Origin of the sequence: Mesorhizobium sp. CA15 (genome assembly GCF_020165215.1) — a bacterium.
Classification (GTDB): domain Bacteria; phylum Pseudomonadota; class Alphaproteobacteria; order Rhizobiales; family Rhizobiaceae; genus Mesorhizobium.
Map to the genome: position 1 here is coordinate 88,255 of NZ_JAIUHQ010000014.1, position 24,615 is coordinate 112,869.

A 24,615-nucleotide genomic window follows, 5' to 3' on the forward strand; every position below is an offset into this window, starting at 1 on the left:
TGGGAACGCCTCTGAATTCAGCGATTACAAGAAAGGATTGACGGCCCGGACCGAGCCATAGACTTGGTTGTGGTTGAGATCCTCGGTGTAGAAAATCGGCGCGCCAAGCCGTTCCGCGGCTGCAAGCAACGCCGCGTCGTAATATTTGAGTTGATAGCGACGCGCGAGACGAAGCCCCGCGATGACATAGGCCTGATCGACCGGCACAAAAGGAAGCGTGCCGAGAAAGACCAGCCATTGGTCGACCACAGCATCGGCCGAGACCGACTTCCGCCTTGCCACGTTGGCGAACTCTGCCAAGGTCTGGCCAGAGACGCCGAACACGGTCCTGAGGACAAGGCCTTGCGCGATATCGTGGCGGCGAGGATCACTCGTCCCCTCCGAAGCCGCGTACAGGAGGACGTTCGAGTCGAGAAAGCATTCTATCCTCTCGTTCGGCATAGATCTCGTCCCGGTTCCATTTGTATGCAGGGCCTAGATCGAGCGGCGATTCTTTCATCAACCTGCGCATGCCTTCCCGCGCCCAGGCGATCCGGTCTTCTTGCTCGACCTCATGCGCGAGCAGCGTGCGAATAAGGGCATTGAGCGTCGTCTGGCGACGCCCAGCGAGGCCGCGCGCCTTTTCAAGGAGGGCCTCGTCAATGGCCAAGGTGACGTTCTTCATTGTCCGTCTCCACATAAATACACAGGTACAATATGTGTGATTATGTGTGACCCTTCAACCGTCCTGATCTCCATCGCTCAGCCTTCCTTCATCTCGGAAGGCGAAACGCGCCGGTAGAGGCCGCTCACCATGTCTTGCCACGCATCGCTGCCGGCGGGCTTGAACTGAAGTTTCATGCGGTAGGCGTCAGCGCCGTCAAAGCTGTACGCCATGCGCGCGGCGCCGCGCGGCGACGACCGTTCCAGCATCAGCTCGTTGCCGTTCCACCTGCCGGTAGCCGGCGACATCGGCACGAACCCCATCGAGTCGAACTGATGCATGGTGACGAGGCCGCTCTGCTGGTCGAAACCGAACACATTATGCGCGCCGAACGAGACGGTGCCGTCGCGGCGCTGGCGATAGCGCTGCACCACGAACAAGCCGCCGAACTCAGCCTCGGCCTGCAGTTCTGACGTTGCCGTGCCGGCATCGGTCCATTGCGTGGCCGCGACCTCTTCCTCGCCGCGCCACGCGCCGACCAGCGCCTGCAGGCGTTGGTGACCGTCAGAGAGGGAAGAGAAGGGTGACGCGTTCATGGCTCAGAGCCGCTTCAGGTCGGTGACGGTGAGGTCACTCCGGGCGTTGCCGGTGTTCAAGGTCGTCGCCGGCTCGAACATCAGCACCACCGGCTCCTTCGTCAGCGAACGCGGCCGATGCTCGACGCCGCGCGGCACGACGATGAAATCGCCCTCGCCAAGCTCGACCGGCCCGTCGCGGAAATCGATGGCGATCCTGCCGCGCAGCACCAGGAAGGCCTCGTCCTCATTGTCATGCGCATGCCAGTCGAAAACCTCGCCGAACTTGGCGACCTTGGCCTGGGCATCGTTGACGTCGCCGGCGATATGCGGATCGAACACCTTGGCGATCTTCGCGTCCGCCGCCTCGACCAGGTTTATCTTGCGCGGAGGCATCCGCTTAGCCCTTCACCGCCGCCACGATCTTCTTGGCTGCGTCGTCGAGATCGTCGGCCGACACGACATTGAGGCCGCTGTCGTTGATGATCTTCTTGCCGAGCTCGGCATTGGTGCCTTCCAGCCGCACCACCAGCGGCACCTTGAGGCCCACTTCCTTGACCGCGGCGATCACGCCTTCGGCGATGACATCGCATTTCATGATGCCGCCGAAGATGTTGATCAGGATGCCTTCGACCGCCGGATCCTTGGTGATGATCTTGAACGCCGCCGTGACCTTTTCCTTGGAAGCGCCGCCGCCGACGTCGAGGAAGTTAGCCGGCTCAGCACCATACAGCTTGATGATATCCATCGTCGCCATGGCAAGGCCGGCGCCGTTGACCATGCAGCCGATATTGCCGTCGAGCGCGACGTAGGCAAGGTCGTATTTCGACGCCTCGATCTCCTTCTCGTCCTCCTCGGTCGTGTCGCGCAACTCCATCACGTCCGGGTGGCGGAACAGCGCATTGTTGTCGAACGACACTTTGGCGTCCAAGACGCGCAGATGGCCGTCCTTCATGACGATTAGCGGATTGACCTCGAGCAGGCTCATGTCCTTCTCGACGAAGGCCTTGTAGAGGATCGGGAACAGCGTGCCGCCATCCTTCGCCGCATCGCCGTCGAGCTTCAGCGCGGCGTTGAGCTTCTTCACGTCGTCGGCGCTCACGCCCTTTTCCGGATCGATGGCAACGGTGACGATCTTTTCCGGCGTGTCGTGCGCGACCGTCTCGATGTCCATGCCGCCCTCGGTCGAGACGACGAAGGCGATGCGGCCGACCGAGCGGTCGACCAGGATCGACAGATAGAGCTCGCGCTCGATGTCGGCGCCGTCCTCGATATAGAGGCGGTTGACCTGCTTGCCGGCAGGTCCCGTCTGCTTGGTGACCAGCGTGTGGCCGAGCATCTCGTTGGCATTGGCGACGACTTCCGCCGCCGACTTCGCCAGGCGCACGCCGCCCTTGGCATCGGGGCCGAGCTCCTTGAACTTGCCCTTGCCGCGGCCGCCGGCGTGGATCTGGCTCTTCACGACATAGAGCGGGCCGGGCAGCGCTTCTGCCGCGGCTTCCGCCTCGCTGGCTTTGAACACCGGAACGCCGCTTGCGACCGGCGCGCCAAACGTCTTCAGCAGCGCCTTGGCCTGATACTCATGGATGTTCATGCGCGTGGTCTCCGGGGGAAGGACGTTTTATTTGCCGGCGAGGTGCGGGGCGATCTTGGTGCAGGCCTCGGTGAGGCCCTGCACGGCCGCCACCGAATTGTCGAACATCTTCTGCTCGGCCTTGGACAGATCGATCTCGATGACGCGCTCGACGCCGCCGGCGCCGATCACCACCGGGACGCCGACATAGGTATTCTTCACGCCATACTGGCCCGAGAGATGCGCGGCGCAGGGCAGCACGCGCTTCTTGTCCTTGAGATAGGATTCGGCCATCGCGATCGCGGAAGCCGCCGGCGCGTAATAGGCCGAGCCGGTCTTCAACAGGCCGACGATTTCGGCGCCGCCATCACGGGTGCGCTGCACGATCTGGTCGAGCTTCTCCTTTGAGGTCCAGCCCATCTTGACGAGGTCGGGCAGCGGGATGCCCGAGACGGTCGAATAGCGGATCATCGGCACCATGGAATCGCCGTGGCCGCCGAGCACAAAGGCGGTGACGTCCTCGACCGAGACCTTGAACTCTTCGGCCAGGAAATAGCGGAAACGCGCGCTGTCGAGCACACCGGCCATGCCGACGACATGGCTGGTCGGCAGGCCGGAGAACTTCTGCAGCGCCCACACCATGGCGTCGAGCGGGTTGGTGATGCAGATGACGAAGGCCTTCGGCGCATATTTCTTGAGGCCGGCGCCAACCTGTTCCATCACCTTCAGGTTGATGCCAAGAAGGTCGTCGCGGCTCATGCCGGGCTTGCGCGGCACGCCGGCGGTGACGATGCAGACATCCGCGCCCTCGATGCCGGCATAGTCGTTGACGCCGGTCAGCCGGGAATCGAAGCCGTCGACCGGCGAAGACTGCGCGATGTCGAGACCCTTGCCCTGCGGAATGCCCTCGGCGATATCGAACAGCACCACGTCGCCGAGATCCTTGAGGCCGATCATATGGGCGAGCGTGCCGCCGATCATGCCCGAGCCGATGAGCGCTATCTTGTTGCGTGCCATGTGAGGATGTTTTCCTTTGTCTGTGACGAAGTCGTGACGGGCCGGAGGGGCCGAAAGGATGCGGGAAACCGCGAGATTTGGCCGCACCGAATAACTCCAGCGCGAAAGAAATTCAAACGATTATTTTGAGCCTAACGTTTTCAATCGGTTAGATGCATCGGGAATTACGTAAACGTCAAAGTTTATGAGCCGACTGAGGAGAATTTACACAATGAACGTTGAAATCAGAAGGCTTCATCCGGGCGATGACGCGGTTGTGACTTAAGCAGGGCACCGCTGAACGAAATTCAGGCTTGCGCCTGCCTCACCTCTGCAGCCGCCACCTCCTTTTTTCGCCGTTCCGCCCAGCCGTCCAGCCAGTCGCGGCTCTGCATCTCGACCAGGCGCGAGGCTGTACGCTCGAATTCGAACACTTCCGTGCCGCGCTTGGCCGTATAAAGCCGTTCGGGCGGCGCCGCGGCGCTCATCACCAGCCGCATGCGGTGGTCGTAGAGCGTGTCGATCAAAAGGATGAAGCGCTTGGCCTCGTTGCGCTTGCCTTCGCCCAGCACCGGCACATGGTCGATGAAAACGGTCGAGAAGCGGCCGGCAATCGTCAGATAGTCGCGCGCGCCGAGCGGCTTTTCGCAGAGGTCGGCAAAGGAAAAGCGCGCCGCGTCGCCGGCGGCGCGCGGCACGACGAGCTGGCGGCCTTTCAGCGTCAGCGTCACCTCGCCGATCGGCTGGCCATGCGTCATCGCCTTCCAGGCCTCGTCGAGCGCGCGCTCGGCCGCGGCGTCGTCCGGCGTGACATAAACCGGCTGGCGGTTGAGCTTTTCCTGGCGGTAGTCCTTCTCGGCATCCAGCGTCATCACATGTGCATTGCGCTCAAGCAGCGAGATGAACGGCAGGAAGAGCTGGCGGTTCAACCCGTCGCGATAAAGGTTCTCCGGCGCCACATTGGAGGTGGCGACCAGCACCACGCCGTTGGCGAACAGCGCCGAGAACAGGCGCGACAGGATCATCGCGTCGGCGATATCGGTGACTGAGAATTCGTCGAAGCACAGCACCCAGGCTTCATCGGCGAGCGCCCGCGCCACCGGCGGGATCGGGTCGTCTTCCTTGACGTCGCCATTCTTGCGCGCCTGCCGGTGCTTCTGGATACGATCCTGCACATCGGCCATGAAGTCGTTGAAATGCACGCGGCGCTTGCGCCGGACCGGCAACAGCTCGAAGAACATGTCCATCAGCATGGTCTTGCCGCGACCGACGCCGCCATGGATGTAGAGGCCTTTGACCGGCTCGCGCGGCTGCCGCTTGGCCGCGAACAGCCAGCCCAGCGCGCTCGATTTATGCGCCAGCCTTTTGGCCGAGATCTCGTCTATCAACCGGTCGAGCGCAGCGACGATCCGCTCCTGCGCCGGGTCGCGCTCGGCCGCGCCGCTTTGGACGAGATGCTCGTAGCGCTGCCTGACGGTCGCGTGGGTCTGGATACCGTCGCGCAGGTGCATGGGTAAGTCATTCCAGAGCAATCCGGGGGAAACGGTTCCCATCCGGAATTGCGTAAACAGGGGCGGTTTCGCGTTATCTTGTAAGCGAGATCGGCTGCCCGTTGGAAGTCTGGCCGTCGAACTTTTCGCCGCCGGACGAATAGAGCCTGGCCAGCGTGCCGCCGTTTTCGTCGTAGAGCGTCAGCTGCTTGCCGGCGACATTCCACGACTTGATGCCGTCGATCGGCGCCGGGCAGTGCAGCGGACCGGCGCGGTAGCCGGCGCCGAACTTGGTCTGCGGCGTCGCCACCTTGCAGCTCTGCCCGGAGACATTGACGTTCCAGACGCCGGCGACGCTGGCCGCGGTGAGATCGGTGGCGCCGGCGGGCGCCGTGCCGTCCGGCGGCAGCGACGCGACCTGAGTGTTCTTCGGAGCGGTCGGAAATTGCGACGGATCGGCGGCGCCGGGGGAAGCCGGCGGCGGCAGCTGATTCTGCGTCACCGTGCCGGAGGGTGCCGGGGTCAGCGGTGTCGGCTGCTGGTCGTCCATCGACGAGAAGCGCGAAGTCGAGCAGCCGCTCGCAACGAGCGCGGCCAGCGATACGGCCACAAGGCCGGTCCTTGAAAAATGCATTTACCACCTCCGTCGGATCTGGCCGGGGGGAGCCATCCGCGTAATCTCCGCTTCACCAAGACGGCGAAGGTGGCAGAATTTCAACCCGATATGGTTAAAATAGGGTTTTCGAAATGGCTGTTGCAAATTTATCGCAGCGGAGAGCCACAGTCGGGAAGCCGCCGCTGAAAACCTTGTAATCTATTGAAATATCAATATTAAATCCTGGCGCTCGGCACGAACACATAACCATCCGGGCCGACGATGTAGCATTCGCGCAAGCCATGCGGCTTGTCGATCGAGCCGGCCAGCACGATGTGGCCGAGCGCGGCCGCCTTTTTCTCGACCGAGTCCGGATCGGCGCCGTAAAGGCGCAGTTCGATACCGGCCCCGCGAGTCTCGGCGCCTGCGGTGACGCCGATCATCGGATTGTCCAGATAGGAATGATCGGCGTGCAGCATGAAGATCGAGCCCAACAGCTCGATCGCCGCGAAATCCTCGTCGCCATAGATGATCCGGGCGCCAAGCACGTCGCGGCAGAAAGCCTCCATCGCCGTCAGGTCGGTAACCAACAGGTTGATGCCGACCCCAGGCGGCAGCGAGCGGCCGAAATCCTCCGCCTTCATCCACGGTGTCTTGGTTCGCTTCATTACCATGACGATCACCCCTGTCTGCCGATCCTAGACGAGCCCGGCTTCGGCCATTGGCATTCGGCGGCAAAATGCTTGCGCCAGGCCGGCGCGTCCTTATCTCAGGAGACGACACAAGCGGGCGGGAGACAGAATGGCCGCGAGGAAAGGAACCGCCAACCGCTACTACAGCGGGCCGCCCAGCGATCATTTCGACGGCGCCCTGTTCTTCAATCCCGGCGGCAAGCCGCCCGGGAGCTTCACCGATCTTCTCAAATGGCAATTCGGCGGCAGGCGGGCGAAATGGCCGGCTTCGGTTCCGAGCCCGTTTCCCCCGGCGAAGCCGGATAGACGGGTGGAAGGCAGCGCGCTGAGACTCACTATGGTCGGCCATGCTTCGCTTCTCATCCAGACGGCGGGGTTGAATATCCTGACCGACCCGGTTTGGTCGGAGCGCGCCTCGCCTTTCGCCTTCGCCGGGCCGAAAAGGGTCAATGCGCCGGGGATTGCCTTTGCCGACCTGCCGCCGATCGACCTGGTCCTGATCAGCCACAATCACTACGACCATCTCGACCTCGCCACGCTGAAGCGGCTGAGGGAGAGACACGATCCGCTGGTGATCGCGCCGCTCGGCAATGACGCCATCATCGGCCGCGCGGCGCCCGGCATGCGGCTCAGCGTGCATGATTGGGGCGACAGGCTCGATGCCGGCACGGCCGCCATCCATGTCGAACCGGCGCATCACTGGTCGGCGCGCGGCGGGCGCGACCGCCGCATGGCGCTGTGGGCGGGCTTCGTCATCGAGACGATGGCCGGCAATATCTATTTCGCCGGCGACACCGGCTTCCATGACGGCATCAACTACCGGCTGATGGCGCAAAAGCATGGCGGCTTCCGCCTCGCCATCCTGCCGATCGGAGCCTATGAGCCGCGCTGGTTCATGGCGCCGCAGCACCAGAATCCGCAGGAGGCCGTTCAGGGCATGAAGCTGTGCAACGCCGCCTTCGCCGCCGGCTGCCACTGGGGCACCTTCCACCTCACCGACGAGCCGGTCGATGAGCCGGCCCGGAAACTGGCCGAGGCTTTGGTCGCCGAAGACCTGCCGCCAGAGCGTTTCCGTGCCATGCGACCGGGAGAGCTGTGGGACGTGCCGGCCATCTACAAAGGAACCCAAACCGGCCAAACGCGTTGATCGGACGACGCAAATCGCTGGAGCTTCCCCATGATCAGGTGGATCATCATCCTTCTCATCATTGCCGCCGCCGCGAGCCTGCTCGGCATGCCGGCTTTGGCAGGCGCGGCCGCTACCGGCGCGCGCATTCTCATCGGCATCGTGCTGATCATCTTCCTGCTGATCGTGCTCGGCGTCTTCGCGGTAACATAAGCGCGACCGCCAGGTCGTCGCCGGCGCGACCACTTGGTCGTCGCTACGCGACCGGTCGCTGCGCGGCCTCTTCTTCGTCGTCGCCAGAGCCTCACCGGACTGGTAATTCCCGCCCGTTTCCGCCATATAGCGCCCAAACGGATTGGCCAAACGGATTGGAACGACCGGTTAGATGGCAGGCAGCGCCCCCTTCGCCAAGATGAACGGCATCGGCAACGAGATCATCGTTGCCGATATGCGCGGCCGCGCCGACAAGGTGACGGCGGCGGCCGCGATCGCCCTCAATGGCGACGCGGCGACCAAGTTCGACCAGATCATGGCGATCCACGACGCGAAGACGCCGGGCACCGCCTATTATGTCGACATCCTGAACTCCGATGGCACCAGCGCGCAGGCCTGCGGCAACGGCATGCGCTGCGTGGTGCAGGCTTTGGCCGCCGAGACGGGCAACAAGAGCTTCACCTTCGAGACCCGCGCCGGCATCTTGAATGCGCAGGAGCATGCGGACGGCCTTATCTCGGTCGACATGGGCAAGCCGCGTTTCGGCTGGCAGGAGATCCCGCTGGCGGAAGAATTCCGCGACACCCGCATGATCGAGCTGCAGATCGGTCCGATCGACGCCCCCGTGCTGCATTCGCCCTCGGCGGTGTCGATGGGCAACCCGCACGTGATCTTCTGGGTCGACAACGACGTCTGGTCTTATGAGCTGGACCGCTTCGGCCCGCTGCTTGAGAACCATCCGATTTTCCCCGAGCGTGCCAACATCACCATCGCGCAGGTGACTTCGCCTCAGACGATGATCATCCGCACCTGGGAGCGTGGCGCCGGCCTCACCAAGGCTTGCGGCTCGGCGGCTTGCGCCGCCGCGGTCGCGGCGGCCCGCACCAGGCGCACCGGCCGCAGCGTCTCGCTGCTGACGCCCGGCGGCGGCGAGCTCAATGTCGAATGGCGCGACGACGATCACGTCATCCTGACAGGTGCCGCCGAATGGGAATTTTCCGGCAGCTTCGATCCCTCGACCGGCGCCTGGGCCCGCGACACCGAAAGCGCCGCCTGATGTCCGCCCTTCAAAAAGGCGTGGTATCCCAAGCCTCCACCACGACAGGTATCGACGTCGTCACCTTCGGCTGCCGCCTCAACACCTATGAATCGGAAGTGATGCGCCGCGAGGCCGAAAGTGCCGGCCTGGGCGAGCTCAATGGCGGCGCCTTCATCTTCAACACCTGCGCCGTCACCGCCGAAGCGGTGCGCCAGGCCAAGCAGGCGATCCGCAAGGCCCGCCGCGAGAACCCCTCAGCCCGCATCATCGTCACCGGCTGCGCTGCCCAGACCGAGCCACAGAATTTCGCCGCAATGGACGAGGTCGACCTGGTGCTCGGCAATGAGGAGAAGCTCAAGGCCAACTCCTACCGCGCGCTGCCCGATTTCGGCGTCAACGACACCGAGAAGGCGCGCGTCAACGACATTTTTTCGGTGCGCGAGACGGCAAGCCACATGGTCGACGCCATCGAGGGCCGCGCGCGCGCCTTCGTGCAGGTGCAGAATGGCTGCGACCATCGCTGCACCTTCTGCATCATCCCTTACGGCCGCGGCAACTCGCGCTCCGTGCCGATGGGCGCGGTGGTGGAGCAGGTCAAGCGCCTCGCCGGCAACGGCTATGCCGAGATCGTTTTGACCGGCGTCGACATGACCAGCTTCGGCGCCGACCTGCCGGGCACACCAAAGCTGGGAAAGCTGGTGAAGACCATCCTGCGCCAGGTGCCCGACGTGAAGCGGCTGAGATTGTCCTCCATCGATTCCATCGAGGCCGATGACGACCTGCTCGACGCCATCGCCACTGAGCCGAGGCTGATGCCGCATCTGCATCTGTCGCTGCAGTCGGGCGACGACATGATCCTGAAGCGCATGAAGCGCCGCCATCTGCGCGACCAGTCGATCCGCTTCTGCGAGGACGTGCGCAAGCTGCGTCTGGGCGTCGTCTTCGGCGCCGACATCATCGCCGGCTTTCCGACCGAGACCGAGGCGATGTTCAAGAATTCGGAAAGAATAGTCGAGGAATGCGGCCTGACGCATCTCCACGTCTTCCCGTTCTCGCCACGCGAAGGCACGCCGGCCGCGCGCATGCCGCAGGTCCGCCGTGAGGTGGTGAAGGCGCGCGCCGCCAGGCTGCGCGCCGCCGGCGAGGCCGCCTATCGCCATCATTTGTCGTCGCTCTCCGGCACACGGCAATCGATCCTGGTCGAGCGCGACGGGCTCGGCCGCACCGAAGGTTTTACGCTGGCCGCGATCGACGCCGGCGCGCCCGGCGAGATCGTCGATGCCATGGTCGCCGGCCATGACGGCGCCCGACTGATTGCGGCCCCGCTTGCCGCGCAAGCCGCCTGAGAACTGCGAGACGCATGGCTGGTTTCTTCAAGAAGATATTTTCGTTCGGCAGGAAAGAGGTCGTCGAGGAGCGCGTCGACGAAGCGCTGCCGCCGATCAAATGGGACGCGCTGGAGGCGCTGAAGCCCGAGGCCGAGCAGGCACCCTACCCTCCCCTCGATGGGGAGGGTCGCCACGAAGTGGCGGAGCGGGGTGATGGCGCCGACGCTGGCGCCAGTCACCCCCACCCCCGAGCTGCGCTCGGGACCTCCCCCATCGAGGGGGAGGTAGAGCCTACCCCTCAACCTGTCCCCGAAGAGCCGAAGCCCGAGCCCGCTCCGTCCATCCCGCCGGTGCCGGAGCCCACCATTCCCGCCGAGCCGGAACCGCTGCCGCAGCCTGAGCCGGAAGAAGAGCCGCAGCCGGCGCCCGAGAAGCCGGAGCCGCCGGCCCCCGAGGAAGTGCCGCCTGCACAACCCGAGCCTTTACCTGCGCCGACGCCCGAACCTGCTCCGCAGGAAGTGCCCGCACCTGCGCCGACGCAACCTGACATCGAGCCTTCGCGTCCGGAACCGCTGCCTGAGCAGCCACCGGTCGAAGTGCCGACGCCGCCTGCCGAAGTCCCGGTCGAAACGCCAGCGCCCATTGAGGTGCCACCAGCGGCGCCGCCCTCTGTGGAACCATCCGCCGAAGCCGTAGCGGAAATCGCGCCTCCTATTCGACAGCCCGCGCCCGTCGAGCTGCAGCCGATCCATGCCGAGATCGCACCGGAGCCGGAGGCTTTGCCGTCGCCGCCGACACCCGCGCCCTCTGCCGGCAAGGTAACGGTATCAAAAAAGGTCGAGCAGAAGGCGGAGCCGGTGAAGGCGCCGGAGCCGGCGCCGCGGCGCTCCTGGTTCCAGCGCATGCGCGAAGGGCTTGCCCGCTCATCGCGCGAGCTCACCGGCAACATCGCCGGCGTCTTCACCAAGCGCAAGTTGGACGAAGACACGCTGCAGGACCTGGAGGACGTGCTGATCCGCGCCGATCTTGGCCTGGAAACCGCGCTGCGCGTCACCGATTCGCTTGCCTCCAGCCGCTACGGCCGCGACGTCTCCGACGTCGAAGTCCGCGCCGTGATGGCGGCGGAGGTGGAGAAGGTGCTGGCGCCGGTCGCCGTGCCGCTCGAGCTCGACCTCAGCCACAAGCCGCATGTCGTCCTGGTCGTCGGCGTCAACGGCACCGGCAAGACCACCACCATCGGCAAGCTGGCCGCCAAGCTCACCGATGGCGGCCTCAAGGTGATGCTGGCCGCCGGCGACACGTTCCGCGCCGCCGCGATCGAGCAGCTCAAGATCTGGGGCGAGCGCACGAAATCGCCGGTCGTCGCCTCCAAGCTCGGCGCCGATGCGGCGGGTCTCGCCTATGACGCCTTCGAGAAGGCGAAGGAGGCCGGCTCCGACGTGCTGATCATCGACACGGCCGGGCGCCTGCAAAACAAGACCGAGCTGATGGCCGAACTGGAGAAGATCGTGCGCGTGCTGGGCAAGCTCGATCCCGAAGCGCCGCACACGGTGCTGCAGACGGTCGATGCCACCACCGGCCAGAACGCGCTGAACCAGGTTGAGATCTTCCGCAACGTCGCCGGCGTCAACGGCCTGGTGATGACCAAGCTGGACGGCACGGCGCGCGGCGGTATTCTGGTGGCGATCGCCGCCAAGCACCGGCTGCCGGTCTATTTCATCGGCGTCGGCGAGCAGGTCGACGACCTTGAACCGTTTTCCGCCAGCGAGTTCGCGAGAGCCATCGCCGGCGTGGCTTGAACAAGGCGCGATCCTGCAAGGCCGCCTGCTTTTCGGCCAGATCGTGCGTAAGAAGGACTTTTATGAACATCATCGAACGCGACCCGTCCGATCCACGCCGCAAGCCGGTCAACCCCGGCTTGAAGTTCATGCTCGAGCTTGGCCCTGGCCTGGTGTTCTTCTTCACCACCATCCGCGGCGAGTGGCTGGCCGAGAAATTCCCGGTGCTCGCCCATCTCGGCGAGCCGATCCTGATCGCCACCGCCTTCTTCATGGTCGCGACGGCGCTTTCGCTGAGCGCTTCCTGGCTGCTGACGCGCAGCCTGCCGCTGATGCCGCTGGTCTCGGCGATCGTCGTGTTCGTCTTCGGCGCGCTGGCGCTTTACCTGCAGGACAAGACCTTCGCCTTCATGAAGCCTACGATCATCAATTCGCTGTTCGGCGTCACGCTGCTCGGCGGGCTGCTGTTCGGCCGGTCGCTGCTCGGCTACGTCTTCGATTCCGCCTTCCAGCTCGATGCCGAGGGCTGGCGCAAGCTGACCTTCCGCTGGGGCCTGTTCTTCCTGTTCCTCGCCGTGCTCAACGAGATCGTGTGGCGCAACTTTTCCGAGGCGACCTGGCTTTATTTCAAGGTCTGGGGCACCATCCCGATCACCTTGCTGTTCACCTTCAGCCAGATGCCGCTGATCATGCGCCACTCGCTGGAGGAAAAGTCCAAGCAAGAGAAGGCCGGAAACTAAAGCAATTCCAGGAAAAGCGGCTGCCGGTCGGGTTCGGCGACTTCGCCGTAATCTCCGTCCGGAATTGGGTTAAAAAGGGGGCGGCATGGAATTTCTGACCACGCATGACGAGCTGAGGACAATCTACAAGACGCCGAGGCCGACCGACGGCTCGATCCGCAAGGAACTCAAAGCCCTCGACGGCCATTGCCGATCCTTCATCGGCAAGAGCCCCTTCGTGCTGATCGGCTCCTCCGACGGCGCCGGCAATGCCGACGTGACGCCGAAAGGCGACAAGCCCGGCTTCACCGCCATCCTCGACAACACCACCATCGCCATCCCCGACCGTCCAGGCAACAACCGGCTGGACACGCTGGAAAACATCATCCGCAACCCGTCGGTCGGGCTGCTCTTCCTCATCCCCGGCATGAACGAGACGCTGCGCGTCAACGGCGACGCCCGCATCACCGTCGATCCCACCTTGCGCGAACGCCTGGCCGTCGACCGCAAGGAACCGCAGAGCGTGATCGTGGTGACCGTCAAGGCCGCCTATATGCACTGCGCCAAGGCCTTCATGCGCTCCGATCTGTGGAAGCCGGAGACCTGGTACGAGCGCGCCACCCTGCCGACGCTCGGCCAGATCATCCGCGACCAGCTGGCGCTCAGCGAAAGCGCCGGCGAGATCGACCGCGAGCTGGATCACGATTACCGCCAGACCATGTGGTAGGCTTGCCGGACGACTCAACCCTTCGTCCGGCTCTCCCTTGACCGAGATCATCGCCATATCGGGCAGCCTGCGCGCCGCCTCGACCAACTCGGCCCTGGTTGCCGCATTGGCTGCGAACGCGCCCGCGGCCTGCCACGTCCAGGTTTATGATGGCCTCGGCCGCTTGCCGATCTTCAATCCCGACGACGAGGGCGAGCGCACGCCACCGGAAGCGGCTCGGCTGATCGAGGCGGTGACCCGCGCCGACGGCGTCATCGTCTCCTGCCCGGAATATGCGCATGGCGTGCCGGGCGGCATGAAGAACGCGCTGGACTGGCTGGTGTCGCGCGACGCGGCGGTCGGCAAGCCGGCGATGCTGGTCCACGCCTCGCCCCGCTCACTCTATGCGCGGGCAGCGCTTGCCGAGATCATGCGGACGATGTCGTTCGCGATGCATGAGGAGACGGCGCTGGAGATCGCGCTGCTGGGCAAGAAGCCGGCGGAGGTGGAGGTTATTTTGGCAGACCCTTCGAACCGAAGGGTGATGCGTGGAGCGATCGAGGCTTTCGTGGGGTTTATTGGCGGACGATGAGTGGCGCGTCTTCCCCTTCTCCCCTTGTGGGAGAAGGTGGATCGGCGCGCAGCGCCGAGACGGATGAGGGGTGTTCCAGCGGAGTGAGACGACGGCGACCTTGTCGCTGGACAAACGGCGTCGCCAAGCTGGAACACCCCTCATCCGACCTCGCTTCGCGAGGCCACCTTCTCCCACAAGGGGAGAAGGCAGAGCCCCTACCCCTTCCTCCGCGTCTCGACATCGGTCTTGCCGACAAACCAGTCGCGGGCGTTGACCTCCTCGAACACCACCCAGACGTCGTCGTTGCCAAGCCCGGTGGCGTCCATGATGGCCGCAGTCACCTTCTTGGCGATGTCAGCCTTCTTGCCGGCCGGATCGGCGGCGATCACTTCCTTGACGATGCGGATGTTGACGAACGGCATTTTTCTCTCCCGCTGATATGCCTCGCTGTCAGTACGTCTTGGCCCCGTTCACCATGAGCCGCACCATGTAGAGCGAGGTGGTGCCGGCGATGTAGAGGCAGTTGAGTTTGTTGCCGCCGAACACGCAGTTGGCGGTCACTTCCGGCACCTTGACCTTGCCAATCAGCGTGCCGTCGGGGTCGTAGCAATGGATGCCGTCGGCCGCACTTGTCCAGATGCGGCCGTCCGAATCGAGCCGGAACCCGTCGAACAGGCCGGCGGTGCAGTCGGCAAACACCTTGCCGCCGGAAACCTTCTTGCCGTGCTTGCCGACATTGAAGACGCGCATATGCGCCGGATTCTTCTCGCCATGCGTCCGGCCGGTGTCGACGACATAGAGCAGGCTTTCGTCGAGCGAGAAGGCGAGCCCGTTCGGCCGCACCATGTCGGTGATGACCGCCTCGACATCGCCGGTCTCGGGATCGACGCGATAGACGTTGCAGGCGCCGATCTCGCTTTCGGCCTTGTCGCCCTCATAGTCGGTGTCGATGCCGTAGCTTGGATCGGTGAACCAGATCGAGCCGTCGGAGCGCACCACCACGTCGTTGGGCGAGTTCAGCCGCTTGCCTTTCCATTTGTCGGCGATGGTAGTGACCGAGCCGTCGAACTCCGTCCGGCTGACGCGGCGGCCGGAATGCTCGCAGGTCACCAGCCGGCCCTGCCGGTCGACCGTGTTGCCGTTGGAATTGCCGGACGGCTGGCGGAACACGCTGACGCTCCCGTCGGTTTCGTCATAGCGCAGCATGCGGTTGTTTGGAATATCCGACCAGACGACATAGCGGCCGGCGGCGAACCAGGCCGGTCCTTCTGCCCAGCGGCATCCGGTGAACAGCTTCTCCACCTGCGCGCTGCCGTTGAACAGGCGCGCGAAGCGCGGATCGAGAACTTCGTAATAGTCTGCGGCCGCCATCAATTTCCTCCCGGCATCAGGTGACGGGCGGATCAAGCCAGCCCGCAGCCGTTCTGGCAAGACGGCACGCCAGCAATTTGTATGACAAAAACGGATGAGAACTGCGTGAAGCCGACCGGTCTCGTATGCCACGCCGGACGCATGGCCCGTTAGCTTGCAATTAACCGGCTATGCGCTGGCTGCAATGGTGCATTGCAACATCTTTCTTTTGCAACGCACCATTACTATGTCATGCTCGCAATCGTCAGGGAGGAACAACCGGCCGCGCCAATGCGGCATGAAAGGAACCCTGTCATGTTCGACAATCTTGTCTCCCGCGCCCGCGCCAGCATGGCCAAGCGCCGCCACTACAACCGCCTTGTCGCCGAAATCGAGAACCTGTCCAGCCGCGATCTCGCCGATCTGCGCGCCGACCGTTCGGAAATGCTCTACCAGATCCACAAGCAGATCTACGGCTGAGCTTCGACGCTTTCGTCATCCTCGGGCTTGACCCGAGGATCCATGCCGTGACCTTCGAGCGCCGCAGCGGTGCAGGCACGCGCGCCCACAAGCGCCAGTTCTTGACCGCGGGGTTCTACGATCAACGTAACGGAATGGATTCTAGGGTCTGCGCTGCGTCGCTTCGCTCCTTGCTTCGCCCTAGAATGACGACGGACGGGAGGCGCCTCAGCCCGGCGCCGACAGCGCTTTCTCGATCTGCGGCAGCAGCAGGTCCCGCGCCGACTCCGGCGTCAGCGGCCCGACATGCTTGTAGGCGATTTTGCCGTCCTTGCCAATAACGAAGGTTTCCGGCACGCCGTAGACGCCCCAGTCGATCGCCGCGCGTCCGGCCGGATCGACGCCGATCGCCTGATACGGATTGCCGAGCTCGCCAAGGAAGCGGCGGGCGTTTTCCGGCTGGTCCTTGTAGTTCAGCGCGGCGAGCGTGAAGCGCTTGTCCTGCGACAGGCCCAGCAGCACCGGATGCTCCTCGCGGCACGGCGCGCACCAGGACGCGAACACGTTGACCAGCGTCACCTTGCCGGTAAAGTCTTTTGACGCGAGCCCCGGCAGGCTCGTCCCTTCGAGCGGCGGCAAGTCGGTCTGCGGCGCCGGCAGGCCGATCAGCGCCGAGGGGATTTCCGAGGTGTCGCGGCCCGAGAGAAGCTGCGACAGGAACAACCCCGCCAAACCCAGGAACACCAAGAGCGGCAGAAGCACGAACAGGCGGCGGCGCGGCGCTTCGGTTTCGAGGCTCATGGCTTGACGGCCTTGTCGGAACGCCGCCGCACCCCGGCCGCTTCCAGCGCCGCAAGCTCACGCCTGCGCGCCCGCTGGTCGAGCAGGATCCAGCCGATCAGTCCGGCCAGCACAACGGCGGTGATGGCATAGGCGGCAGTGACGAACAGGGCGTGCGCGCTCATAGCGACCGCTCCCTGCTCGTAGCCATGTCAACCGTTCCGATCATGTCTTTCCATAACCCCGCGTCGGCCGGTCCGCAATTTGCCGCGGTGCCGCAGTGAGGCAACGTCTTCGTCGCCTCAATCCGTCCCGTGCCGCAACGCCAGCGCTGCCGCCAGTGGACCGAGCACCGCAAGAAACAGCGTCAGCGCGGCAAGAATGAGGAAAGGCTGCAGGAACGGCGCCGGATCGGCCACCGCGCCATAGCTTGCCGAAACGCCGAAGATCAGCACCGGAATGGTCAAAGGCAGCACCAGCACCGAAATAAGCAATCCGCCGCGCGGCAGCGCCACCGCCACCGCGGCGCCTGCCGCGCCGATGAAGGTGATGGCCGGCGTACCGACGAGAAGCGTGAGCGCCGTGGCGCCGATGCCCAGCGGCGCCATATTCATGAACAGGCCGAGCAGAGGTGCCGCGACCACCAGCGGCAGCACGCTGCCCGTCCAGTGCGCCAGGCATTTCGTCAGCACCGTCAGCGCCAGCATGTGGCGGTCGCCGTTCAGCACCAGGAGATCCAGCGAGCCGTCCTCGCGGTCGGCCTGGAACAGCCGGTCGAGCCCGAGCAGGCAGGCAAGCAGCGCAGCGATCCACAGGATGGCCGGGCCGATGCGCGACAGGAGGTTGAGATCGGGACCGACGCCGAACGGGATGGTGACGATCACGGCGAGGAAAAAAATCACGCCGATCAGCGCCCCGCCGCCGGCACGGATGGAAAGGCGGATGTCGCGGAGGAAGAGGGCTAGCATGATTTGAGATGCCCACGCCCAGGCCCCCCTCTCTGGCCTGCCGGCCATCTCCCCCTCAAGGGGGGAGATTGGATGTCGCCTCGGCTTTCGCCAATCTCCAGCGTAGCAAGGCTAGCGAGGCGCCCAAACTGCCGATCTCCCCCCTTGCGGGGGAGATGCCCGGCAGGGCAGAGGGGGGTGCCTCGCGCCGACATCAATCGCCCATCCTCAACACCTTCGCTCCTTCCAGCCCCAGCGGCAGATGCGTCGCCGCAACCACGATCCCCCCATCGTCGAGATGGCCCCGCATCAGCCCCGCGAACCGTTCCTCCGAAGCTTTGTCCAACCCCGCCGTCGGCTCGTCCAAGAGCCAGACGGGCCGACGGCTGACCAAAAGCTTGGCGATCGACGCGCGTCGCCTCTGCCCCGTCGATAGATAGCCGAAGGGCAGATGCCCGAGACCGCCGAGCGCCACCGTCTCCAGCGCCTCTTCGACGTCCAGCCCCGGCTCGCCCTGGAAGGCGCGCCAGAAGCAGAGATTCTCCTCGACGCTGAGCGCCGTCTTCATTGCGTTGAGATGGCCGAGATAATGCGAAGCCGAGGCGACCGTCGGGAAAGCCTCGCCGCCGCCCTCGACAAGCACCTTGCCTCCGGCGGCCGGCAGCAGCCCGGCGACGATTCTCAGCAGCGTCGATTTGCCCGCGCCGTTCGGCCCGGTGACGATGAGCGCCTCGCCCTTTTCCAGCGCGAAGCTGATGTTGGAGAAAACCGTCTCGCCGCCGCGCTCGCCGCCCAGATTTTCGGCGATCAGCCGCATTCTTGCCCGTCCCGAAAGCACCGTTGCGCGGCGCTCGCCGCCTCACGCAAATTCGTCTTTCGACTGTCTAGAACTATTCCGGGAAATTCTCTATATGCGGTTCATCCGTGCCAGCGGTCGGCGCGGGATCAGAATTAGCGCCGAACCAGCGCACGCGCCGCCTTGAACGGCTCGGGTTGCTTGGGAGCGGACAGCGGAAATGGCCGTACCCGCACCTTTGCGCGTGATTGCATGCCAACGGCGTCCGTTCCCTTTCAGGCTGAACAGACAAGGACGGATCGCCGTGACGAAATCCCTCGACAGTTTCAATTGCCGCCGCACCCTGACCGCAGGTGGCGCGGATTATGTTTATTTCGACCTCGTTGAGGCCGAGAAGAACGGCCTCACCGGCATCGCCCGGCTGCCTTATTCGATGAAGGTGCTGCTGGAGAACCTGCTGCGCAACGAGGATGGCCGCTCGGTTACCAGCGAATCGATCCAGGCGGTCGCCGCCTGGCTGATCGACAAGGGCACCGCCGGCGTCGAGATCGCCTATCGCCCGGCCCGCGTGCTGATGCAGGATTTCACCGGCGTTCCGGCGGTCGTCGACCTCGCCGCCATGCGCGACGGCATCAAGGCGCTCGGCGGCGACCCGGAAAAGATCAATCCGCTGGTGCCGGTCGATCTCGTTATCGACCACTCCGTCATCGTCGACGAGTTCGGCACGCCGATGGCCTTCGCGCGCAATGTCGAGCTCGAATATGAGCGCAACGAAGAGCGCTACAAGTTCCTGAAATGGGGCCAGCAGGCCTTCCGCAACTTCCGAGTCGTGCCGCCCGGCACCGGCATCTGCCACCAGGTAAACCTCGAATATCTCGGACAGGTGGTGTGGACCAATTCGGAGGACGGCGAAACCGTCGCCTATCCCGACACCTGCGTCGGCACCGATTCGCACACCACCATGATCAACGGTCTCGGCGTGTTGGGCTGGGGTGTCGGCGGCATCGAGGCCGAGGCCGCGATGCTCGGCCAGCCGGTCTCCATGCTTTTGCCCGAGGTCATCGGCTTTCGCCTCACCGGCAGGCTCAAGGAAGGCGTCACCGCCACCGACCTGGTGCTCACCGTCACCCAGATGCTGCGCAAGAAGGGCGTGGTCGGCAAGTTCGTCGAGTTCTTCGGCCCCGGCCTCTCCAACATGACGCTGGCCGACCGCGCCACCATCGGCAACATGGCGCCGGAATATGGCGCGACCTGCGGCTTCTTCCCGGTCGACTCCGAAACCATCCGCTACCTGACCATGTCCGGCCGCGAGGAGAACCGCATCGCCCTGGTCGAGGCCTATTCGAAAGCGCAAGGCATGTGGCGCGACACAGGCTCGGCCGACCCGGTCTTCACCGATCTGCTCGAGCTCGACCTCGGCGACGTGGTGCCGTCGATGGCCGGCCCGAAGCGTCCCGAGGGCCGCGTCGCCCTGCAGGACATCCCCGCCGGCTTCGCCAAGGCGATGGAGACCGAATACAAGAAGGCCGCCGAGATCTCGAAGCGCTACGCCGTCGAGGGCACCGATCACGATCTCGGCCATGGCGACGTCGTCATCGCCGCCATCACCTCCTGCACCAACACTTCTAACCCGAGTGTGCTGATCGGCGCGGGCCTGCTGGCCCGCAACGCCAACCGGCGCGGCCTGAAGCAGAAGCCGTGGGTGAAAACCTCGCTCGCGCCGGGCAGCCAGGTGGTGGCGGAATATCTCGAAAAGTCCGGCCTGCAGAAGGAGCTCGACCAGATCGGCTTCAATCTGGTCGGCTTCGGCTGCACCACCTGCATCGGCAATTCCGGCCCGCTGCCGGCGCCGATCTCGAAGACCATCAACGACAAGGGCCTGATCGCCGCCGCGGTCTTGTCCGGCAACCGCAACTTCGAAGGCCGCGTCTCGCCGGACGTGCAGGCGAACTACCTCGCTTCGCCGCCGCTCGTGGTCGCGCATGCGCTGGCCGGCACGGTGACCAGGGATCTGACGACCGAGCCGCTCGGCGAGGGCAGCGACGGCAGGCCGGTCTATCTCAAGGACATCTGGCCGACCTCGGCCGAGATCCAGGAGTTCATCGAGAAGAACGTCACCCGCGAGCTGTTCGCCCGCAAATATGCCGACGTCTTCAAGGGCGACGCCTATTGGCAGAAGGTCAAGGTGCCGGAAGGCCAGACTTACGCCTGGGACGACCACTCGACCTATGTGCAGAACCCGCCCTATTTCGCCGGCATGGGCCGCGCCTTCGGCAAGATCGGCGACATCAAGGGCGCGCGGGTGCTCGGTCTCTTCGGTGACAAGATCACCACCGACCACATCTCGCCGGCCGGTTCGATCAAGGCCGCTTCGCCGGCCGGCAAGTATCTCACCGAGCATGGCGTCGGCGTCGCCGACTTCAACCAGTACGGCACGCGGCGCGGCAATCATGAGGTGATGATGCGCGGCACCTTCGCCAACATCCGCATCCGCAACCACATGCTGGGCGAGAACGGCCGCGAAGGCGGCTACACGATCCACTATCCTTCGAAGGAGGAGATGTCGATCTACGACGCCGCCATGAAATACAAGCAGGAAGGCGTGCCGCTGGTGATCTTCGCCGGCGTCGAATACGGCAACGGCTCCTCGCGCGACTGGGCGGCCAAGGGAACGAATCTCCTTGGTGTCCGCGCCGTCATCGCCCAGTCCTTCGAGCGCATCCACCGCTCCAATCTGGTCGGCATGGGCGTCATCCCCTTTGTCTTCGAGGACGGCACCTCATGGGCCTCGCTCAATTTGAAGGGCGACGAGCTGGTCGAGATCGACGGCCTGGACACGATCAAGCCGCGCCAGAAGATGGTCGCCAAGGTGACCTTCGGCGACGGCACGGTGAAGAACGTGCCGATCGTCTGCCGCATCGATACGCTGGACGAGCTCGACTACTTCAAGAATGGCGGCATCTTGCAGTACGTGCTGCGGGATCTCGCTGCTTAACAGCAGCAAGGGAGTAGGGCTTAGGCAGTAGGCAGTAGGGAAACAGGACACCTACTGCCTACTGCCTACTGCCTACTGCCTACTGCCTACTGCCTACTGCCTACTGCCTACTGCCTACTGCCTTCGCCTTCCCAACCTCGCCGTCGCCGCCAGCAGTCCCGCGGCAATGAAAGTCAGGTTGGTCGAAGCATTGGCCGGCTCTGCCCAAAGTCCAGGCCCCGACCGTTCGCAATAGAGATCGACTGGGGTCAGGAGAGTTTGCCCCATGGCGAGGACGCTGCTCCCGAATCGAACCGCGCCGTGAAATGCAATCACCCCGCCTATTGCGCCCTTACCTGCTGCTGCAACATCAAAATTTCACCGCAACGTGACTTCCCGTTGACTGGCGCTTCTGCCACATATTTTGGCAATCAGAACAAGGCCGGCGTCACCGGCGGGAATTGGAAAGTCATGGCAATTCAAGGACGATTGCGGCTTGCGGCACTGGCGCTGGCCCTCACCGCGTTGGGCGGCGCGGCCCTTGCAGCCGAGCCCGTCAAGGCCGTGATGGATAAGCCGCGGACCGACAACGCCCAAAGCGACAAGCCCTTGGGCGTGATCGAATTGTTCACCAGCCAGGGCTGCAGTTCCTGTCCGCCGGCCGACGAGTTCTTTGCTGAGCTCGCCGGCAAGGACGACATCATAGCGCTCGCCTACCACGTCAATTACTGGGACTATCTCGGCTGGCAGGACACGCTGAGCACCAAGGAAAACACCGAGCGCCAATATGACTATATGCGCGCCTTCGGCAGCCGCTCGGTCTACACGCCGCAAGCCGTCATCAACGGCCGCAGCCACGTCAACGGCGCCAGCCGCAAGGATGTCGACGGCGCCTTGGCCCGGATGGACCGGACCGGCGAGGGCATGCGGGTCGGCATCAAGGTGAGCCGAACCAGCGACCGCGTCATGATCGACGCGGGCGACGCCGGCAACGGCCCGAGCGACGCCCATGTTGTGATCGTCTATTTCGATCCGCCGCAGACGGTGAAGATCGGCCAGGGCGAGAACAGCGGCCGCAGCCTGACCTACTGGAACGCCGTTTCCGACATCCAGACCGCCGGCATGTGGCACGGCAAGGCGCAGCGTTACGAACTGCCGATGACCGAGATCGCCAAAAAGGGCGGCTGCGCGGTGCTGCTGCAGTCGGTCGGCAAGGACGGCATGCCGGGGCCGATTCTCGGCGCCGCCTTCATCCGCAAGCCGGACCGGCTTTAGCTCCCGTTCTAGCAATTGGCTTTTCGTCCGCTAGCGCGGACCGCTTCTCACCACAAGGCAGGCAATCTCTGGGAGTTCGGATAGCCGGGATGCCTTGATCGGCGTGATTGATCGGCTGAAGGCTTGATTGCCAGGTGGTTCCCCCAATCCGTCGCTGCTTCGCAGCGCCACCTTTCCCCCCTCCGGAGGGAAAGGAAGGGAGCCTTGCGGACGAGCGTCGACGGCAAAAAGCTTGGCGCCTTTCCTCTCCCCCGTCGATCGGGGGGAGAGGTGGCTCGGCGAAGCCGAGACGGAGTGGGGGGTCGACCAGCGCTATATTGGATTAGGCAATGCATGCGCCAAGCTGCAATGCACACTATCGCCAAAGACCAGCCCGCTTGGAAATGTGTGCATGCGGTAGACAAGGAGAGCTGGAAAATAAAAAACCGGCGTCAGCTTGCTTCTGACGCCGGTCATTCAGGTTTTGGGATCGTCGCACCTGATTTTTCCAAGGAAAAACCGAGGTTGGTTCGATCCGACGCTGACCCGTGGGCGGGGGGCTTGGGGTTTACGAGCCGGTGCCGGACCGAACCGTCTCAGGCAACGACCGTAAATTCGTCGGACATTGGGGCATGAGCGCGGATTATTTGTGGCGAGAATGTGGCGGAGCATCACCAATTCCAACATGTGTTTCGCAAACGTGACTGGACGTTTGGGAAACCGCGCGACCCGCGCGTGTTCGGCCGGCCCTGCATTTCCATCGTGCCCTTGCAATTCCCTTATGAAAGCGCGAACCTTGGCCGGCGCATGATTCAATCGAAGGATCGAGGCATGACCGATCACAGCGGCGGGGAGGATGGGGAAGCATCCGGAATATTGATCCCGTTGCACGAGGCGCGCAACGCACGCCTAGACCAGCCGGTGCGATTCGACCGGCGCGAGCTCGACCAGATCCTGAGGCTTTACGGACGCATGGTTGCGGCCAATGAATGGCGCGACTACGCGATCGATCATCTCACTGATCGCGCTGTCTTTTCCGTCTTCCGCCGGGCCAGTGAAGTGCCGCTGTTCCAGATCGTCAAAGACCCCAGGCTGGCGCGCCGGCAAGGCGCTTTCGCCGTCATCGCCGCCGGCGGCCGCATCCTCAAGCGCGGCCAGGAGCTCGGCCGCGTGCTTGGTGTCTTCGATGCCAAGCTGAAGGTCGTCGAGGCGTGAAGGGAAAGGGGAATTGATGAACTGAAGAATTGAAGAACTGAGGAAAAAGGGCGCTTGGCGGCCGGTGCGGCAGTCGTTTTCTTCAGTTCCTCAATTCTTCAGTTCTTCAATTCCTTTTGAATCCGAAACCTTCGCTCGGGCAGCGAATCCGGATCGGGCGGCAATTCCGCGCCGCCATTCAGCGAAAGCTGCATGAACACCGTGTCCAGCCAGCGTCCGTGCTTGTAGCCGGAGCCCTCGAGGCGCCCGGAATGGCGGAAGCCGAGCTTCTCGTGCAGCCGCACCGAGGCGCTGTCTGCATGGCCGTCGCCGATCACCGCGATGATCTGGCGGAAGCCCGCCGCGCGCGCCGTCTCGATCAGCGCCCGCATCAGCAGCAAGCCCACGCCCTGCCCCTTGGCCTCCGGCGCGACATAGACTGAATCCTCGATGACGAATCGGTAGGCGGGACGCGGTCGGAACGGTCCGGCATAGGCATAGCCGAGCACGATGCCGTCCTTCTCCGCCACGAGATAAGGAAAGCCGCCCGCTGCTAGAGCGTCGAATCGGTTGCCCATTTCGGCGCGGCTCGGCGGTTCCAGCTCGTAGCTTGCTGTGCCGTGCGCGACCGCATCGGCATAGATTTCCGTGATTCGGTCGAGGTCGGCCGCAGTAGCGGCCCTGATCGCAGTATTGCTCATAATTTGTGCAGCTATCTCTCCTGCCTCGATAACAGCAGATGACTGCATTAAAAGGAAGGGCGGCCGTTGGGCCGCCCTTCGCAAAATCTATGGTCCACTGAAACCAGGGTAAC

The 24,615-nt window shown here is 64.1% G+C and carries 28 protein-coding genes; 12 read left to right on the forward strand and 16 right to left on the reverse strand.

The features are described 5' to 3' along the window. Positions 1-24 precede the first annotated feature (24 nt). The 9 genes from LB515_RS21070 to LB515_RS21110 all read right to left on the reverse strand — a co-directional run bounded on the left by LB515_RS21070 (position 25) and on the right by LB515_RS21110 (position 6,546). Positions 25-441 (reverse strand): PIN domain-containing protein, encoded by a 417-nt coding sequence (locus LB515_RS21070; RefSeq protein ID WP_224708844.1) that lies wholly within the window; start codon positions 439-441, stop codon positions 25-27. Then, complete coding sequence (locus tag LB515_RS21075; protein WP_224708845.1) at positions 368-664, reverse strand: hypothetical protein; 297 nt, start codon at positions 662-664, stop codon at positions 368-370. The genes LB515_RS21070 and LB515_RS21075 overlap by 74 nt, the downstream gene beginning before the upstream one ends. A gap of 77 nt (positions 665-741) precedes the next feature. After that, positions 742-1,239, reverse strand: coding sequence for a DUF1579 family protein (locus tag LB515_RS21080; protein ID WP_095769535.1), 498 nt, complete (start codon positions 1,237-1,239; stop codon positions 742-744). Between the two features lie 3 nt (positions 1,240-1,242). After that, on the reverse strand, positions 1,243-1,614 hold the full coding sequence (locus LB515_RS21085) for a cupin domain-containing protein (protein ID WP_224532124.1): 372 nt from the start codon (positions 1,612-1,614) through the stop codon (positions 1,243-1,245). 4 nt (positions 1,615-1,618) lie between these two features. Next, entirely contained in the window at positions 1,619-2,812 is a 1,194-nt protein-coding gene (gene sucC / locus LB515_RS21090; protein WP_095769533.1) for an ADP-forming succinate--CoA ligase subunit beta, read from the reverse strand. A 27-nt stretch (positions 2,813-2,839) separates the two neighbouring features. After that, positions 2,840-3,808, reverse strand: a complete 969-nt coding sequence (gene mdh, locus LB515_RS21095; protein WP_095769532.1) for a malate dehydrogenase — start codon at positions 3,806-3,808, stop codon at positions 2,840-2,842. A 287-nt stretch (positions 3,809-4,095) separates the two neighbouring features. Further along, positions 4,096-5,298 (reverse strand): cell division protein ZapE, encoded by a 1,203-nt coding sequence (zapE, locus tag LB515_RS21100; RefSeq protein WP_224708846.1) that lies wholly within the window; start codon positions 5,296-5,298, stop codon positions 4,096-4,098. 73 nt (positions 5,299-5,371) lie between these two features. After that, the gene (locus LB515_RS21105; RefSeq protein WP_140846345.1) at positions 5,372-5,911 is read right to left on the reverse strand and encodes a protease inhibitor Inh/omp19 family protein; all 540 of its coding nucleotides are present in this window, start codon (positions 5,909-5,911) and stop codon (positions 5,372-5,374) included. 197 nt (positions 5,912-6,108) lie between these two features. Continuing rightward, entirely contained in the window at positions 6,109-6,546 is a 438-nt protein-coding gene (locus tag LB515_RS21110) for a VOC family protein (protein ID WP_224708847.1), read from the reverse strand. A 127-nt stretch (positions 6,547-6,673) separates the two neighbouring features. Between LB515_RS21110 and LB515_RS21115 the strand changes: the two genes are divergently transcribed. The 8 genes from LB515_RS21115 (at position 6,674) to LB515_RS21150 (ending at position 14,065) form a co-directional block, all read left to right on the forward strand. Then, positions 6,674-7,711: an MBL fold metallo-hydrolase gene (locus LB515_RS21115; RefSeq protein ID WP_224708848.1), complete on the forward strand. Its 1,038-nt coding sequence runs from the start codon at positions 6,674-6,676 to the stop codon at positions 7,709-7,711. Between the two features lie 30 nt (positions 7,712-7,741). Next, entirely contained in the window at positions 7,742-7,903 is a 162-nt protein-coding gene (locus LB515_RS21120; protein WP_031195454.1) for a DUF1328 family protein, read from the forward strand. 172 nt (positions 7,904-8,075) lie between these two features. Then, positions 8,076-8,960: a diaminopimelate epimerase gene (dapF, locus tag LB515_RS21125; protein WP_224708849.1), complete on the forward strand. Its 885-nt coding sequence runs from the start codon at positions 8,076-8,078 to the stop codon at positions 8,958-8,960. Continuing rightward, on the forward strand, positions 8,960-10,288 hold the full coding sequence (mtaB, locus tag LB515_RS21130; protein ID WP_224708850.1) for a tRNA (N(6)-L-threonylcarbamoyladenosine(37)-C(2))-methylthiotransferase MtaB: 1,329 nt from the start codon (positions 8,960-8,962) through the stop codon (positions 10,286-10,288). Before dapF ends, mtaB begins: the two co-directional genes overlap by 1 nt. Before the next feature lie 14 nt (positions 10,289-10,302). After that, positions 10,303-12,069, forward strand: coding sequence for a signal recognition particle-docking protein FtsY (ftsY, locus tag LB515_RS21135; RefSeq protein ID WP_224708851.1), 1,767 nt, complete (start codon positions 10,303-10,305; stop codon positions 12,067-12,069). 62 nt (positions 12,070-12,131) lie between these two features. Next, entirely contained in the window at positions 12,132-12,788 is a 657-nt protein-coding gene (locus tag LB515_RS21140; protein WP_224708852.1) for a septation protein A, read from the forward strand. Between the two features lie 85 nt (positions 12,789-12,873). Further along, a complete protein-coding gene (locus tag LB515_RS21145) occupies positions 12,874-13,494 on the forward strand; it encodes a pyridoxamine 5'-phosphate oxidase family protein (RefSeq protein ID WP_224708853.1) in 621 nt (206 codons plus the stop codon). A 37-nt stretch (positions 13,495-13,531) separates the two neighbouring features. Then, entirely contained in the window at positions 13,532-14,065 is a 534-nt protein-coding gene (locus tag LB515_RS21150; RefSeq protein WP_224708854.1) for an NADPH-dependent FMN reductase, read from the forward strand. Positions 14,066-14,262: 197 nt separating this feature from the next. Here the strand turns inward: LB515_RS21150 and LB515_RS21155 are convergent, their stop codons facing one another. Together LB515_RS21155 and LB515_RS21160 are read right to left on the reverse strand one after the other, a co-directional pair. Continuing rightward, complete coding sequence (locus LB515_RS21155) at positions 14,263-14,469, reverse strand: tautomerase family protein (RefSeq protein WP_140634900.1); 207 nt, start codon at positions 14,467-14,469, stop codon at positions 14,263-14,265. Positions 14,470-14,497: 28 nt separating this feature from the next. Further along, positions 14,498-15,418 carry an SMP-30/gluconolactonase/LRE family protein gene (locus LB515_RS21160; protein WP_095769986.1) on the reverse strand — a complete coding sequence of 307 codons (921 nt, stop codon included), beginning with the start codon at positions 15,416-15,418 and terminating at the stop codon, positions 14,498-14,500. Positions 15,419-15,712: 294 nt separating this feature from the next. Between LB515_RS21160 and LB515_RS21165 the strand changes: the two genes are divergently transcribed. Further along, on the forward strand, positions 15,713-15,877 hold the full coding sequence (locus tag LB515_RS21165; RefSeq protein ID WP_224584863.1) for a hypothetical protein: 165 nt from the start codon (positions 15,713-15,715) through the stop codon (positions 15,875-15,877). Positions 15,878-16,084: 207 nt separating this feature from the next. On the opposite strand, the gene LB515_RS21170 is transcribed toward LB515_RS21165, so the two are convergent. The 4 genes from LB515_RS21170 to ccmA all read right to left on the reverse strand — a co-directional run bounded on the left by LB515_RS21170 (position 16,085) and on the right by ccmA (position 18,400). Beyond that, complete coding sequence (locus LB515_RS21170; RefSeq protein ID WP_224638162.1) at positions 16,085-16,657, reverse strand: DsbE family thiol:disulfide interchange protein; 573 nt, start codon at positions 16,655-16,657, stop codon at positions 16,085-16,087. After that, the gene (gene ccmD, locus LB515_RS21175) at positions 16,654-16,821 is read right to left on the reverse strand and encodes a heme exporter protein CcmD (protein ID WP_140700683.1); all 168 of its coding nucleotides are present in this window, start codon (positions 16,819-16,821) and stop codon (positions 16,654-16,656) included. The genes LB515_RS21170 and ccmD overlap by 4 nt, the downstream gene beginning before the upstream one ends. Positions 16,822-16,938: 117 nt before the next feature. Next, entirely contained in the window at positions 16,939-17,604 is a 666-nt protein-coding gene (ccmB, locus tag LB515_RS21180) for a heme exporter protein CcmB (RefSeq protein ID WP_224708855.1), read from the reverse strand. Between the two features lie 193 nt (positions 17,605-17,797). Beyond that, positions 17,798-18,400, reverse strand: coding sequence for a heme ABC exporter ATP-binding protein CcmA (ccmA, locus tag LB515_RS21185; protein WP_224708856.1), 603 nt, complete (start codon positions 18,398-18,400; stop codon positions 17,798-17,800). Positions 18,401-18,683: 283 nt separating this feature from the next. Between ccmA and acnA the strand changes: the two genes are divergently transcribed. The 3 genes from acnA to LB515_RS21200 all read left to right on the forward strand — a co-directional run bounded on the left by acnA (position 18,684) and on the right by LB515_RS21200 (position 23,822). Then, positions 18,684-21,374: an aconitate hydratase AcnA gene (acnA, locus tag LB515_RS21190; RefSeq protein WP_224708857.1), complete on the forward strand. Its 2,691-nt coding sequence runs from the start codon at positions 18,684-18,686 to the stop codon at positions 21,372-21,374. A 450-nt stretch (positions 21,375-21,824) separates the two neighbouring features. Continuing rightward, positions 21,825-22,628: a DUF1223 domain-containing protein gene (locus tag LB515_RS21195; RefSeq protein WP_224708858.1), complete on the forward strand. Its 804-nt coding sequence runs from the start codon at positions 21,825-21,827 to the stop codon at positions 22,626-22,628. Positions 22,629-23,438: 810 nt separating this feature from the next. Then, positions 23,439-23,822 (forward strand): DUF2794 domain-containing protein, encoded by a 384-nt coding sequence (locus tag LB515_RS21200; RefSeq protein WP_224708859.1) that lies wholly within the window; start codon positions 23,439-23,441, stop codon positions 23,820-23,822. A gap of 98 nt (positions 23,823-23,920) precedes the next feature. Here LB515_RS21200 and LB515_RS21205 read toward each other — a convergent pair whose 3' ends face one another. Next, entirely contained in the window at positions 23,921-24,502 is a 582-nt protein-coding gene (locus LB515_RS21205; RefSeq protein ID WP_224708860.1) for a GNAT family N-acetyltransferase, read from the reverse strand. Between the last annotated feature and the right edge of the window lie 113 nt (positions 24,503-24,615).